Below are 12159 nucleotides of genomic sequence, written 5' to 3'. Positions count from 1 at the left end.
CGCCGCTGGGGTCGACGGCGATGCCCTCGAAGCCCTGGTTGAAGTGCAGCAGCATGCCGCTGGCACGCGCCTGGCGCACCAGGCCGCTGGGCAAGTTGAGCCACTGCGCGCTGCCGCTGGGCGCCACCTGCAGCACCGCGGCGCGCGTCTCGCTGACCAGGTAGCGGTTGCCCTGGGCATCGCAGGACAGCCCTTCGAAATCCAGCTTGCCGCCGCGTACCAGGCTGGCGGCCCAGTTGCGCATGCGCAGGCCCCAGGGCAGGGCGCTGTCGGGCGGCTCGGGGGCGACGAAGGGTTCGCCCTCGGCGCGCAGCAGGCCGTCTTCACGGTGCAGCTGGTAGAGGGTCGCGTCGTCGCGGTCGGACACCGCCCACAGCGCCTCGCCGCACTGGGCCAGGCCGGACAGGTTGCCGCCGGTCATCTCGCTCACCGGGTATTCGGCCTGCAGCTGCAGTTCTTCCAGCGCCGCGGGCTCGGCGTGGGCGCCGCCGGCCAGCAGGCCGAGTGCCAGCAACAGCCTGCGCATCAGGCCAGTACCTCGGCCAGGTTGCCCTTGGTTTCCAGCCAGCTCTTGCGGTCGCCGGCGCGTTTTTTCGCCAGCAGCATGTCCATCACCTCGCGGGTGCCCTCGAAATCGTCCAGGGTCAGCTGCACCAGGCGGCGGGTGTTGGGGTCCATGGTGGTTTCGCGCAGCTGCGGCGGGTTCATCTCGCCGAGGCCCTTGAAACGGGTCACCTGCGGCTTGCCGCGGCGCTTCTCGGCCACCAGGCGGTCGAGGATGCCGTCGCGCTCGGCGTCGTCGAGGGCATAGAAGATCTCCTTGCCCAGGTCGATGCGGTACAGCGGCGGCATGGCCACGTAGACGTGGCCAGCGTCGACCAGGGCGCGGAAGTGGCGGACGAACAGGGCGCAGAGCAGGGTGGCGATGTGCAGGCCGTCGGAGTCGGCGTCGGCGAGGATGCAGATCTTGCCGTAGCGCAGCCCGGAGAGGTCGCTGGAGCCGGGGTCGATGCCGATGGCCACGGCGATGTCGTGCACCTCCTGTGAGGCCAGCACCTCGCTGCCGTCGACTTCCCAGGTGTTCAGGATCTTGCCGCGCAGCGGCATGATCGCCTGGAACTCCTTGTCGCGCGCCTGCTTGGCGCTGCCGCCGGCGGAATCGCCCTCGACCAGGAACAGCTCGCAGCGCAGCGGGTTCTGCCCGGCGCAGTCGGCCAGCTTGCCGGGTAGCGCCGGGCCCTGGGTGATCTTCTTGCGCTCGACCTTCTTGCCCGCCTTGAGGCGACGGCCGGCGTTGCTGATGGCCAGCTCGGCCAGGGCCAGGCCGGTTTCCGGGTGGGCGTTGAGCCACAGGCTGAAGGCGTCTTTGACCACGCCGGAGACGAAGGCGGCGGCCTCGCGCGAGGACAGGCGCTCCTTGGTCTGCCCGGAGAACTGGGCGTCCTGCATCTTCATCGAGAGGACGAAGGCGATGCGTTCCCAGACGTCTTCCGGCGCCAGTTTCACCCCGCGCGGCAGCAGGTTGCGGAACTCGCAGAACTCGCGCATGGCGTCCAGCAGGCCCTGGCGCAGGCCGTTGACGTGGGTGCCGCCCTGGGCGGTGGGGATCAGGTTGACGTAGCTTTCCTGCACCGCGTCGCCACCCTCGGGCAGCCACAGCAGGGCCCAGTCCACCGCCTCCTTGTTGCCGGCCAGGCTGCCGACGAAGGGTTCGGCGGGCAGGCGCTCGAACTCGCTGACGGCGTCGACCAGGTAGGAGCGCAGGCCGTCTTCATACAGCCACTCTACCTTCTCGCCCGAGGCCTTGTCTTCGAAGCTGACGTTTAGCCCCGGGCACAGCACGGCCTTGGCCTTGAGCACGTGCTTGAGGCGGCTGACCGAGAACTTGAAGGAGTCGAAATACTTGGCGTCGGGCCAGAAGTGCACGCTGGTGCCGGTGTTGCGCTTGCCCACCGTACCGACCACTTCCAGCTCGCTGGCCTTGAAGCCGTCGGCGAAGCTCATCTGGTACTCGTTACCGTCGCGCTTGACGGTCACCACCACGCGGGTCGACAGGGCGTTGACCACGCTGATGCCGACGCCGTGCAGGCCGCCGGAGAACTGGTAGTTCTTGTTGGAGAACTTGCCGCCGGCATGCAGCTTGGTGAGGATCAGCTCGACGCCCGGCACGCCTTCTTCCGGGTGGATATCCACCGGCATGCCGCGGCCGTCGTCGAGCACTTCCAGCGAGTTGTCCTCGTGGAGGATCACCTGGATCGACTTGGCATGCCCGGCCAGCGCCTCGTCGACGCTGTTGTCGATGACTTCCTGGGCCAGGTGGTTGGGCCGCGTGGTGTCGGTGTACATGCCCGGGCGCTTGCGCACCGGGTCGAGGCCGGAAAGGACTTCGATGGCGTCGGCGTTATAGGCGTTCTGCTGGGCCATGGGCTCTCTTGTTCGTCAAATGAGTGCGGAAAAGTCGGTATCGCGCCAGAGTGTGGCGTCGATCCCGGCGAAAGCGAAGAGCATCGGCAGGTCGGCGGCGAAGCCCTGGAAACCGTGGTCGCCGCCGGCCTGGATGCGCAGGGCGCAGGCCCGGTAGTAGCGTTCGGCGTCGCGGTAGTCGAGGGTCTCGTCGCCGGTCTGCAGCCATACCCGGTAGCGCACCGGGTCGCTGGGGGGCGCCACCTCCAGCTCGGCCAGGGCCTCGATGTGATCTTCGGTCAGTTCCCAGGTCTCGTCGCTGTAGTAATTCTGCTGCGGGCCGAGGTAGCCGTCGAACCGCAGGTGCGGGCGTACCGCGGGATTGATCAGCAGCGCCTTGAGGCCATGGCGCTCGGCCAGATAGGTGGCGTAGTAGCCGCCCAGCGAGCTGCCCACCAGCACGGGTTGGCCGAGTTCCGCCACCAGGGCTTCGAGCTGCGCCATGGCCTGGCGCGGATGATGGTGCAGCGCCGGCACCCGCAACCGGGCGTCGAGGCCCAGGCTGCGCATGGCGCGGCTCAGCTGGCTGGCCTTGTGCGAAGCCGGCGAGCTGTTGAGGCCGTGGATATAGAGGATGGATGCGGTCATGGGGCGGGAGGCTACTAGTCCGAGGCCGCAAGCTGCAAGCCTCAAGCTGATTGGGGGTGTTTCAGTAGCCCTTGACGCTGTAATCCACCTCGAAATGGATACCGGTGACGCGCGATACGCCGGTGTCCAGGCGGCCGTCGGCATGCAGGCGCAGCCAGCGGTAGCCGGGCGCCTCGCTGCCGACCTGGAAATCCTCGCTGCCGGGGGCGAACTGCACGCAGGTGGAGGGCGAGGCGAGCAGGCGCAGGCCGCCGCGCTGCTGGTCGAATTCCTGGTGGATATGGCCCCAGAGCAGGGCCTTGGCCTGCCGGTGGCGGGCCAGCACGGCGAACAGGGCGTCCGGGTTGCGCAGGCCGATGGGTTCCATCCATTTGCAGCCGATGGACACCGGGTGGTGGTGCAGGCAGACCAGGTGGTGACGCTGCGGCGCCTCGCTCAGCGCCCGCTCCAGCAGCTCGAGCTGGCTGTCCGCGAGAAAGCCGGGCACCGCGCCGGGGATCGAGGAATCGAGCATGACGATGCGCCAGGCACCGAGGTCGATCACCGGCTCCAGCAGCGCGCTGCCGTTGCAGGCGGCCTGCATCGGCGGCACTTCGTCGTGGTTGCCGGCCAGCCAGCGCGCCGGCGCGCCGATGGCGGCGGTGAGCTGGCGGAAACGCTGGTAGGAGGCCTGACTGCCGTCCTGCGACAGGTCGCCGGTGGCCAGGATCAGGTCGATCTGCGCCTGCTCCTGCTGCACCCGTTCGATCACCCGCTGCAGGCTGTCGCAGGTGTCCATGCCCAGCAGCTTGCCATCCGCTTCGGCGAACAGGTGGCTGTCGGACAGCTGCACCAGCAGGACCGAGGAATCAGCGGAAGGGGTGGGCAGGCTCGGCAAGACCGTCTCCTAGGGCACAATCGGGTGAATTATGGTGGTTGCCGCGCTAAAGGGAAAACCCGCGAAGCGGACGCAGATCACAGAAAAAACGCCAGGAGCGTTTTTTGACGTCGCCTGCGACGGCCCGCAGGGTGGCCGCCAGGGATGGCAGGCCACAAAAGCCGCGCCGCGCTATCGGCCGGGCGGTGCGAAGCTTGACGGTTCAGATGACCGGCTGGGGTTCGTGGCCACAGGCCAGGCAATGGCTGAGCCATTCGCCGAGAAACAGGTTGAGCTGGCTCTTCTCGTCCGGCTGGTGCATGGCGGCATTGGGATAAGGGTAGCGGCTGTGCAGGCGGCGGGCATTCTCGGCACCGACCACTTCGGCCATGCGCGCGTCATGATAGACCCGCACCTCCAGCTGCGGCACCGGCAGCCAGGGCAGGCTGTGCTCCTGGCGGGCGCGCAGGGTGGTGGTGTAGGGGCAGGCTTCGACCACTTCCAGGCTGAGCACGCCGAGCAGGCGGTCGCCCTGGCTCAGGGCCACGCGCCGCGCCTGGGGCTCGCTGCGCATGTCCGGCAGCAGGCGCATCAGGCGAGCGTAGTTGGCCTCGCAGGCGGCCTGCAGTTCGACCAGGTCGACCCGGTAGCGCTCGCGCACCAGGTTCACGACCACATCCCCCGCACTTCGTCGCGATTGAGCGCCAGCCATTGCAGGGCGATGATGCTGGCGGCGTTGTCGATGCGGCCGTCCTTCACCGCCTGCAGGGCATCGGCCAGCGGCCAGACGTGCACGCGGATGTCCTCGCCTTCCTCGGCCAGGCCATGCACGCCGCCGGCGCCCTCGCTGCTGCAGCGCCCGACGAACAGGTGCACGCGCTCGTCGGAGCCGCCGGGCGAGGGGTAGTACTGGGTAATCGGCCACAGCGCAGTCAGCTGCAGGTTGGCTTCCTCGACCGCCTCGCGGCGGGCGACCTCCTCGGGTTCTTCGTCCTTGTCGATCAGGCCGGCCACCAGCTCCAGCAGCCAGGGGTTGGCGCTCTTGTCCATGGCGCCGACGCGGAACTGCTCGATCAGCACCACCTCGTCGCGTTGCGCGTCGTAGGGCAGCACGCACACGGCGTCGTGGCGCACGAACAGCTCGCGACTGAGCTGCGGGCCCATGCCGCCGGCGAACTGGCGATGGCGCAGGCGCACCCGGTCGAGCTGGTAGAAGCCGCGGAAGCAGGCCTCGCGCTCGATGATGTCGATGTCGTCTTTGCCCATAGGCATCCCCCAACTGGCAGTAACGGGCCAGTTGGCCCGTTACCGATCACACTAGCGAGCTTAGCGCTGCCAGATCAAGCTTCCGTGACCAGAGGGCTACACCTTCTGGTAGAGCTGGCTGCCCTGGGCCTTGAACTCCTCGGCCTTGGCCTGCATGCCCTGTTCGGCGTCCAGGTCGAGGGTGTCGATGCGCTGTTCCTTAGCATAGTCGCGCACTTCCTGAGTGATCTTCATCGAGCAGAACTTCGGCCCGCACATGGAGCAGAAATGCGCCACCTTGGCCGAGTCCTTGGGCAGGGTCTCGTCGTGGAAGGCGCGCGCGGTGTCGGGGTCGAGGCCGAGGTTGAACTGGTCTTCCCAGCGGAACTCGAAGCGCGCCTTGGACAGGGCGTTGTCGCGGATCTGCGCGCCCGGGTGGCCCTTGGCCAGGTCGGCGGCGTGGGCGGCGATCTTGTAGGTGATGATGCCGGTCTTGACGTCATCCTTGTTCGGCAGGCCCAGGTGCTCCTTGGGCGTGACGTAGCAGAGCATGGCGCAGCCGAACCAGCCGATCATGGCCGCGCCGATGCCGCTGGTGATGTGGTCGTAGCCGGGGGCGATGTCGGTGGTCAGCGGGCCGAGGGTGTAGAACGGCGCCTCGTCGCAGCATTCCAGCTGCTTGTCCATGTTCTCCTTGATCAGCTGCATCGGCACGTGGCCGGGGCCTTCGATCATGCACTGCACGTCGTGCTTCCAGGCGATCTTGGTCAGCTCGCCGAGGGTCTCCAGCTCGCCGAACTGCGCGGCGTCGTTGGCGTCGGCAATCGAGCCGGGACGCAGGCCGTCTCCCAGCGAGAAGCTGACGTCGTAGGCCTTCATGATTTCGCAGATGTCGTCGAAGTGGGTGTAGAGGAAGTTTTCCTTGTGGTGCGCCAGGCACCACTTGGCCATGATCGAGCCGCCGCGGGAAACGATACCGGTCACGCGTTTCGCCGTGAGCGGCACATAGCGCAGCAACACGCCGGCGTGGATGGTGAAGTAGTCCACGCCCTGCTCGGCCTGCTCGATCAGGGTGTCGCGGAACAGCTCCCAGGTCAGGTCCTCGGCCACGCCGCCGACCTTTTCCAGGGCCTGGTAGATCGGCACGGTGCCTATCGGCACAGGGCTGTTGCGAATGATCCACTCGCGGGTCTCGTGGATATGCTTGCCGGTGGACAGGTCCATCACCGTGTCCGAACCCCAGCGGATGCCCCAGGTCAGCTTGGCCACTTCTTCCTCGATGGAGGAGCCGAGCGCCGAGTTGCCGATATTGCCGTTGATCTTCACCAGGAAGTTGCGGCCGATGATCATCGGCTCCAGTTCCACGTGGTTGATGTTGGCGGGGATGATGGCGCGACCGCGGGCCACTTCGCTGCGCACGAACTCGGGGGTGATTTCCTTCGGAATCGAGGCGCCGAAGCTATGGCCGGCGTGCTGCTCGTTGAGCAGCCCCGCCTCGCGGGCCTCGGCCAGCTTCATGTTTTCGCGGATGGCGACGTATTCCATCTCCGGGGTGATGATGCCCTGCTTGGCGTAGTGCATCTGGCTGACGTTCTTGCCGGCCTTGGCCCGGCGCGGGTTGCGCACGTGGGCGAAGCGCATGGCGGCCAGCTCGGCGTCGCCCAGGCGGCGCTGGCCGAACTCGGAGGACAGTCCCGGCAGCTTTTCGGTATCGCCGCGATCCTCGATCCAGGCGCTGCGCACGTCGGCCAGGCCCTTGCGCACGTCGATGGTCACGTTCGGATCGGTATAGGGGCCGGAGGTGTCGTAGACGGTGACCGGCGCGTTGATCTCGCCACCGAAGTCGGTGGGCGTCACGTCCAGGCTGATCTCGCGCATCGGCACGCGGATGTCCGGGCGCGAACCCTCTACATAGACCTTCTGCGAACGGGGAAAGGGTTGTACGGACTGCTGGTCGACCTGAGCCGATTCACTCAGATTCTTTTGTTGTTGTGCACTCATCAAGGCTCTCTCCGGGGATGGTTGTCGGAGCAGAACCTGAGAGAGGAGGGGCGAAGGCGCACCATGGGGCGGTGCCGAGAGGACTCGCCGGTACGCTGGCGAGGACATCTTGTTCCCTACGCAGGCCTTAACCTGATCAGGTTCAACGGGATCCGGCAGCTGCCAATCTCAGCCCCGCATATGGGGCACCCCGACAAGAACCTGGGCAGTCTAATCAAGCTTGAGCGATAAAACCAACCCGAGGGTCAGAAAAGGTCGACCCGTGCGTCGGAAAACGACCGCTAGTGCCGCCTGCCGGGCATTGTTCCCGGCGAGCAACATAGCTTGCCGCCAGCTAGACTGATGCCGTCCAAGGTGCGCTTGACCCTCGCCCGCGGCGCCCCGTAGCCTTGCCCATCATCGCCCATTCAAGGATCGACCTTCATGTTGCGCAGACTTTCCCTGGCCGTCGCCATTGCCGCTGTCGCCGCAGGCCTGGCCCAGGCCGAAGAGGCCCCGCTGTCGAGCAAGACCGACCTGGTGACCGTGTACCAGGAAGCGGCGAAGAACAATGCCGATATCGCCGCCGCGCGCGCCGATTACCAGGCGCGCCGGGAAGTGGTGCCGCAGGCCCGCGCCGGGCTGCTGCCCAACCTGTCGGCGGGCGCCACCTACGGCGACACCCGCACCGAGATCGACTCGCCGAGCAACAGCGCCTCGCGCAGTGGCACCACCTACCAGGCCAACCTCAGCCAGCCGCTGTTCCGCGCCGACCGCTGGTTCCAGCTGCAGGCCGCCGAGGCCACCAGCGAGCAGGCCGCGCTGGAGCTGTCGGCCACCGAGCAGAACCTGATCCTGCAGAGCGCCGAGACCTACTTCGCCGTGCTCCGCGCGCAGGACACCCTGGCCTCGACCAAGGCCGAGGAAGCGGCGTTCAAGCGCCAGCTGGACCAGGCCAACGAGCGCTTCGACGTCGGCCTGTCGGACAAGACCGACGTGCTCGAGGCGCAGGCCGGCTTCGACACCGCCCGCGCCAACCGCATCCTCGCCGAGCGCGCGGTGGAGGACGCCTTCGAGGCCCTGGTGACCCTGACCAACCGCGACTACGCGGCGGTCGAAGGCATTGTGCATACCCTGCCGGTGCTGGCGCCGACGCCGAACGACGCCAAGTCCTGGGTCGACACCGCCGCCGCGCAGAACCTCAACCTGCAGGCCAGCTACTATGCGGTGGACGCCGCCGAGGAAACCCTGCGCCAGCGCAAGTCCGGCCATGCACCGACCCTGGACGCGGTGGCCAGCTACCAGAAGGGCGATAACGACAGCCTGGGCTTCAGCAACAGCGGCACCTTCGGCAGCCCGACCTACAGCGGCGACGTCTCCCAGCGCTCCATCGGCCTGCAACTGAACATCCCGCTGTACAGCGGCGGCCTGACCAGCTCGCAGGTGCGCGAGGCCTACCAGCGCCTGGGCCAGACCGAGCAGCTGCGCGAGAGCCTGCGCCGCCAGGTGGTGCAGAACACCCGCAACCTGTTCCGTGCGGTGAATACCGACGTGGAAACCGTGCAGGCGCGCAAGCAGTCGATCATCTCCAACCAGAGCGCGCTGGAGGCCACCGAGATCGGCTACCAGGTCGGCACCCGCAACATCGTCGACGTGCTCGACGCTCAGCGTCAGCTGTACAGCTCGGTGCGCAACTACAACGACGCGCGCTACGACTACATCCTCAACAACCTGCGCCTGAAGCAGGCCGCCGGCACCCTCAGCCCGGCCGACCTGGAAGCGCTGGGCAGCTTCCTCAAGCCGGACTACAACCCGGACGAGGACTTCCTGCCGCCGGATCTGGCCTCGGCCGCCGAGGCGCGCCTGCAGGGCGATCCGGATTTCTGAACCACCCGCGTCAAGCAAAAGCCCGACTTCGTGTCGGGCTTTTTCTTGACGCGGGTCGGCAGGGGCTAGGGGCGACGCCCTTCCAGCAGCCTTTGCAGCCCCGCCAGCAAGCGTTGCAGCGCGCCCTGGTTGGCCTTGAGCACGTTCAGGCCGGCCTGGCTCATGCGCTGCACCTCACCAGGCTCGCTCAACAACCGGGCAACCCGCTCCGCCAATTGCTCTGCGTTTTCCACCTCGCCCAGTGCGCCGGCTTCGCGCAGCTGCGCGGCGATCTCGAGGAAGTTGAACAGGTGCGGGCCGCTCAGCACCGGTTTGCCCAGGGCCGCCGGCTCCAGCAGGTTGTGCCCGCCGTTGGCCACCAGGCTGCCGCCGACGAACGCCACGTCGGCCAGGGCGTAGAGAAACAGCAGCTCGCCCATGCTGTCGCCGAGCAGCACCTGGTCGCCGGCCTGCACGGCTTCGCCGCTGGAGCGGCGGCGCGTCGTCAGCCCTTGATTCAGGCACAGCTCATGCACCGAGTTGAAGCGCTCGGGGTGGCGCGGCACCAGAATCAGCAGGGCATCCGGCCTGGAGACCAGGAGCTGCCGATGGGCGGCAAGGACGATCTCGTCCTCGCCGGCATGGGTGCTGGCGGCGATCCACAGCGGGCGCTGCTCGGCCTGCCAGGCGCGGCGCAGTTCGGCGGCGCGTTGCACCAGGCCGGCATCGATCTGCAGGTCGAACTTGATCGAGCCGGTCACCTCGACGCAGTCGCGGCGCGCGCCGAGGGCGAGAAAGCGCTCGGCCTCGGCCTGGGTCTGCACGGCGATCAGCGACAGCTCGGCGAGCATCGGCGCGGTGAGTCGCCTGAAGCGCCCGTAGCCGCGTGCCGAGCGTTCCGACAGCCGAGCGTTGGCCAGCGCCACCGGGATGCCGCGCCTGGCGCACTGGTGGATATGGTTGGGCCACAGCTCGGTTTCCATTACCACGGCCAGGCGCGGCTGCACTCGACGCAGAAAACGCGCGGCGGCCCAGGGCAGGTCGTAGGGCAGGTAGCAATGCTGCACGCCATCGCCGAACAGCGCCTGGATGCGCTCGGAGCCGGTCGGGGTCATGCAGGTGACGGTGATCGGCAGATCGGGATAACGCGCCTGCAACGCGCGGACCAGCGGTGCGGCGGCGATGCTCTCGCCGACCGACACCGCGTGCACCCAGATGCCGCCCGGTTTCAGCGCTGGCAGGGCGAAGGCAAAACGCTCCTCGATCCGTCGCGCGTAAGCCGGCGCCTTGCGCGCGCGCAGGGCCAGGCGCAGGGCGATCAGGGGCAGGGCCAGGTGCAGCAGCAGGGTATAGAGGTGTCTGTTCATGGGCGCGCAGCTTAGCGGTCGAGGCCCGCTCCTGGAAGTGGACTTAGAGCCCGTTCAACGTCTCGCGAGCTAGAGCAATGCAAGGCAAAAACAGGCGAGGAAGCGGAGTGTGCTTTTGTACATGAGCATCCCGAGCCTGTTTTTAACGCAGCAGTGCCGACGCGCAGCAGAGTTTGGAGGGGCTCTCAGGCCTGCGGGCGCAGTAGCTCGCGCGCCAGGCAGTCGGCCAGCCAGTTGGCCGCCGGGCCGAGCGCGCCGTCGCGGCGGCACACCAGCTCCACCACCAGCGGCAGCGGCGCCCAGTCGCTGCGCAGTTCCTGCAGGTGGCCCTGATAGGTCGGGTACTGCGCCACGTGGCGCGGCAGCCAGGCCCAGCCCAGGCCGCGAATCACCAGCTCGGCCATCACGTAGAAGCTGTCGGCGCGCCACACCAGCGGACTGATCTGCTCGCCGCCGGGGTAGTGGCTGTCCTGCGGCGTCATCAGCAACTGGCGGTGTTCGGCCAGATCGCGGCGCTCCACGCTGGCGCGTCCGGCCAGCGGGTGCTGCGGGCTGCACACCGTGACCATCTCGATGGTGCCCAGGCGCTGGCTTTCCAGCTCCCTGGGCATCTGTTCGTGATGAAACAGCAGGCCCAGGTCGGCCTGGCGCTGCAGCAGCTTGCGCGCCACATCGCCCTGGGCGCCGCTGGACAGCTGCACCTCGAGCCGGGGAAAGGCCTCGGCCAGCGCCCCCAGGCTGGCCAGTACCGGCTGATAGGGCATGGCTTCGTCCTGCGCCAGACGCAGGCGCGCCTCCTCGCCGCGCGCCAGACCGAAGGCGCGGCCGTCCAGGCGCTCGCACTGCTGCAGCACGCTGCGGGCTTCCTCCAGCAGGGCCGCACCGGCTTCGGTCAGCTGTGGCTGGCGCCCGCTGCTGCGCTCGAACAGCTGCACGCCGAGGTCGGCTTCGAGCAGGGCGATGGCGGTGCTCACCGCCGACTGCGCGCGCCCCACCTCCCGCGCCACGGCGGAGAAGGAGCGGCATTCGGCCGTGCGGACAAACAGGTGCAGCTGATCGAGGTTCCAGTTCATGGGGTCAACCTATCTGTAATTCAGATGGGTAATGACTTTATCCCATCGCTGGCGAGCTTAGAATCGCGCCATCGCTCAGGAGTCGCCGCCATGCCCGGATACCTCTACCTCGCCATCGCCATCGCCGCCGAAGTGGTCGCCACCACCTCGATGAAGGCCATCGACGGCTTCAACAAGCCGCTGCCGCTGCTGCTGGTGGTGGGCGGCTACGCCATCGCCTTCTGGATGCTGACCCTGGTGGTGCGCACCATTCCGGTGGGTATCGCCTACGCCATCTGGGCCGGCCTGGGTATCGTCCTGGTCAGCGTCGCCGCGCTGTTCCTCTACCAGCAGAAGCTCGATCTGCCGGCGGTGCTGGGCATGGGCCTGATCGTCAGCGGGGTGCTGGTGATTCAGCTGTTCTCGCAGTCCACCGGCCACTGACGGCGGCCTCGGGCAGGCCGGCCCGGGCGGGTTATACTTGCGCCCCTGTTTTCCGGCGAGGCCCGTTCATGTCCCAGTCCCTCAGCACCGATGTCCTGATCGTCGGCGGCGGCATCGCCGGCCTCTGGCTCAACGCGCGCCTGCGTCGCCAGGGTTTCGCCACCCTGCTGCTGGAGAGTGGCAGCCTCGGCGGCGGGCAGAGCGTGAAGTCCCAGGGCATCATCCACGGCGGTGCCAAGTACGCCCTGCATGGCGCCCTGAGCGGCGCCTCCGAGGCCATCGCCGACATGCCGCGGCG

Annotated in this window: 12 protein-coding genes and 1 riboswitch; of the genes, 3 read left to right on the top strand and 9 right to left on the bottom strand. The window is 67.8% G+C overall.

Annotated features, from left to right (window positions below):
• The 7 genes from N878_RS01600 to thiC form a co-directional block, all read right to left on the bottom strand.
• Positions 1–526, bottom strand: a 526-nt coding sequence (locus N878_RS01600; protein ID WP_021441931.1) for an esterase-like activity of phytase family protein, incomplete at its 3' end; no start/stop codon positions are given.
• Positions 526–2424, bottom strand: coding sequence for a DNA topoisomerase IV subunit B (parE, locus tag N878_RS01595; protein ID WP_021441930.1), 1899 nt, complete (start codon positions 2422–2424; stop codon positions 526–528). The genes N878_RS01600 and parE, both read right to left, overlap by 1 nt.
• 15 nt (positions 2425–2439) lie before the next feature.
• Entirely contained in the window at positions 2440–3051 is a 612-nt protein-coding gene (locus N878_RS01590; protein WP_021441929.1) for a YqiA/YcfP family alpha/beta fold hydrolase, read from the bottom strand.
• A 61-nt stretch (positions 3052–3112) separates the two neighbouring features.
• Positions 3113–3928: a 3',5'-cyclic-AMP phosphodiesterase gene (gene cpdA / locus N878_RS01585; protein ID WP_021441928.1), complete on the bottom strand. Its 816-nt coding sequence runs from the start codon at positions 3926–3928 to the stop codon at positions 3113–3115.
• Positions 3929–4130: 202 nt separating this feature from the next.
• Positions 4131–4583 (bottom strand): DUF1249 domain-containing protein, encoded by a 453-nt coding sequence (locus N878_RS01580; protein WP_021441927.1) that lies wholly within the window; start codon positions 4581–4583, stop codon positions 4131–4133.
• Complete coding sequence (locus N878_RS01575) at positions 4574–5173, bottom strand: NUDIX domain-containing protein (RefSeq protein ID WP_021441926.1); 600 nt, start codon at positions 5171–5173, stop codon at positions 4574–4576. Before N878_RS01575 ends, N878_RS01580 begins: the two co-directional genes overlap by 10 nt.
• A 96-nt stretch (positions 5174–5269) precedes the next feature.
• Positions 5270–7153 carry a phosphomethylpyrimidine synthase ThiC gene (gene thiC / locus N878_RS01570; protein ID WP_031302564.1) on the bottom strand — a complete coding sequence of 628 codons (1884 nt, stop codon included), beginning with the start codon at positions 7151–7153 and terminating at the stop codon, positions 5270–5272.
• Between the two features lie 96 nt (positions 7154–7249).
• A riboswitch (TPP riboswitch) is annotated at positions 7250–7356 on the bottom strand.
• A 220-nt stretch (positions 7357–7576) separates the two neighbouring features.
• On the opposite strand from thiC, the gene N878_RS01565 reads away from it, so the two are divergent.
• Positions 7577–9019 carry a TolC family outer membrane protein gene (locus N878_RS01565; RefSeq protein WP_021441924.1) on the top strand — a complete coding sequence of 481 codons (1443 nt, stop codon included), beginning with the start codon at positions 7577–7579 and terminating at the stop codon, positions 9017–9019.
• 65 nt (positions 9020–9084) lie between these two features.
• Here the strand turns inward: N878_RS01565 and waaA are convergent, their stop codons facing one another.
• The gene (gene waaA, locus N878_RS01560) at positions 9085–10365 is read right to left on the bottom strand and encodes a lipid IV(A) 3-deoxy-D-manno-octulosonic acid transferase (protein ID WP_021441923.1); all 1281 of its coding nucleotides are present in this window, start codon (positions 10363–10365) and stop codon (positions 9085–9087) included.
• Positions 10366–10550: 185 nt separating this feature from the next.
• Positions 10551–11438 carry a LysR family transcriptional regulator gene (locus N878_RS01555; protein WP_021441922.1) on the bottom strand — a complete coding sequence of 296 codons (888 nt, stop codon included), beginning with the start codon at positions 11436–11438 and terminating at the stop codon, positions 10551–10553.
• A gap of 90 nt (positions 11439–11528) precedes the next feature.
• Between N878_RS01555 and N878_RS01550 the strand changes: the two genes are divergently transcribed.
• Entirely contained in the window at positions 11529–11861 is a 333-nt protein-coding gene (locus tag N878_RS01550) for a multidrug efflux SMR transporter (protein ID WP_021441921.1), read from the top strand.
• A gap of 68 nt (positions 11862–11929) precedes the next feature.
• Positions 11930–12159: FAD-dependent oxidoreductase (locus N878_RS01545; RefSeq protein WP_031302563.1), on the top strand; the 230-nt coding region annotated here is incomplete at its 3' end.

This window comes from Pseudomonas sp. EGD-AK9 (assembly GCF_000465935.2).
Taxonomy (GTDB): domain Bacteria; phylum Pseudomonadota; class Gammaproteobacteria; order Pseudomonadales; family Pseudomonadaceae; genus Aquipseudomonas.
The sequence above is the reverse complement of the archived record's forward strand: the minus strand, read 5'-3'. Positions and strand labels throughout refer to the sequence as shown.

Bases quoted from the DNA above. Each gene is read 5' to 3' on its own strand.
- N878_RS01575 (WP_021441926.1), bottom strand. From the start codon at position 5,173: ATGGGCAAAGACGACATCGACATCATCGAGCGCGAGGCCTGCTTCCGC.
- N878_RS01555 (WP_021441922.1), bottom strand. From the start codon at position 11,438: ATGAACTGGAACCTCGATCAGCTGCACCTGTTTGTCCGCACGGCCGAA.
- thiC (WP_031302564.1), bottom strand. From the start codon at position 7,153: ATGAGTGCACAACAACAAAAGAATCTGAGTGAATCGGCTCAGGTCGAC.
- waaA (WP_021441923.1), bottom strand. From the start codon at position 10,365: ATGAACAGACACCTCTATACCCTGCTGCTGCACCTGGCCCTGCCCCTG.
- N878_RS01550 (WP_021441921.1), top strand. From the start codon at position 11,529: ATGCCCGGATACCTCTACCTCGCCATCGCCATCGCCGCCGAAGTGGTC.
- N878_RS01590 (WP_021441929.1), bottom strand. From the start codon at position 3,051: ATGACCGCATCCATCCTCTATATCCACGGCCTCAACAGCTCGCCGGCT.
- parE (WP_021441930.1), bottom strand. From the start codon at position 2,424: ATGGCCCAGCAGAACGCCTATAACGCCGACGCCATCGAAGTCCTTTCC.
- N878_RS01565 (WP_021441924.1), top strand. From the start codon at position 7,577: ATGTTGCGCAGACTTTCCCTGGCCGTCGCCATTGCCGCTGTCGCCGCA.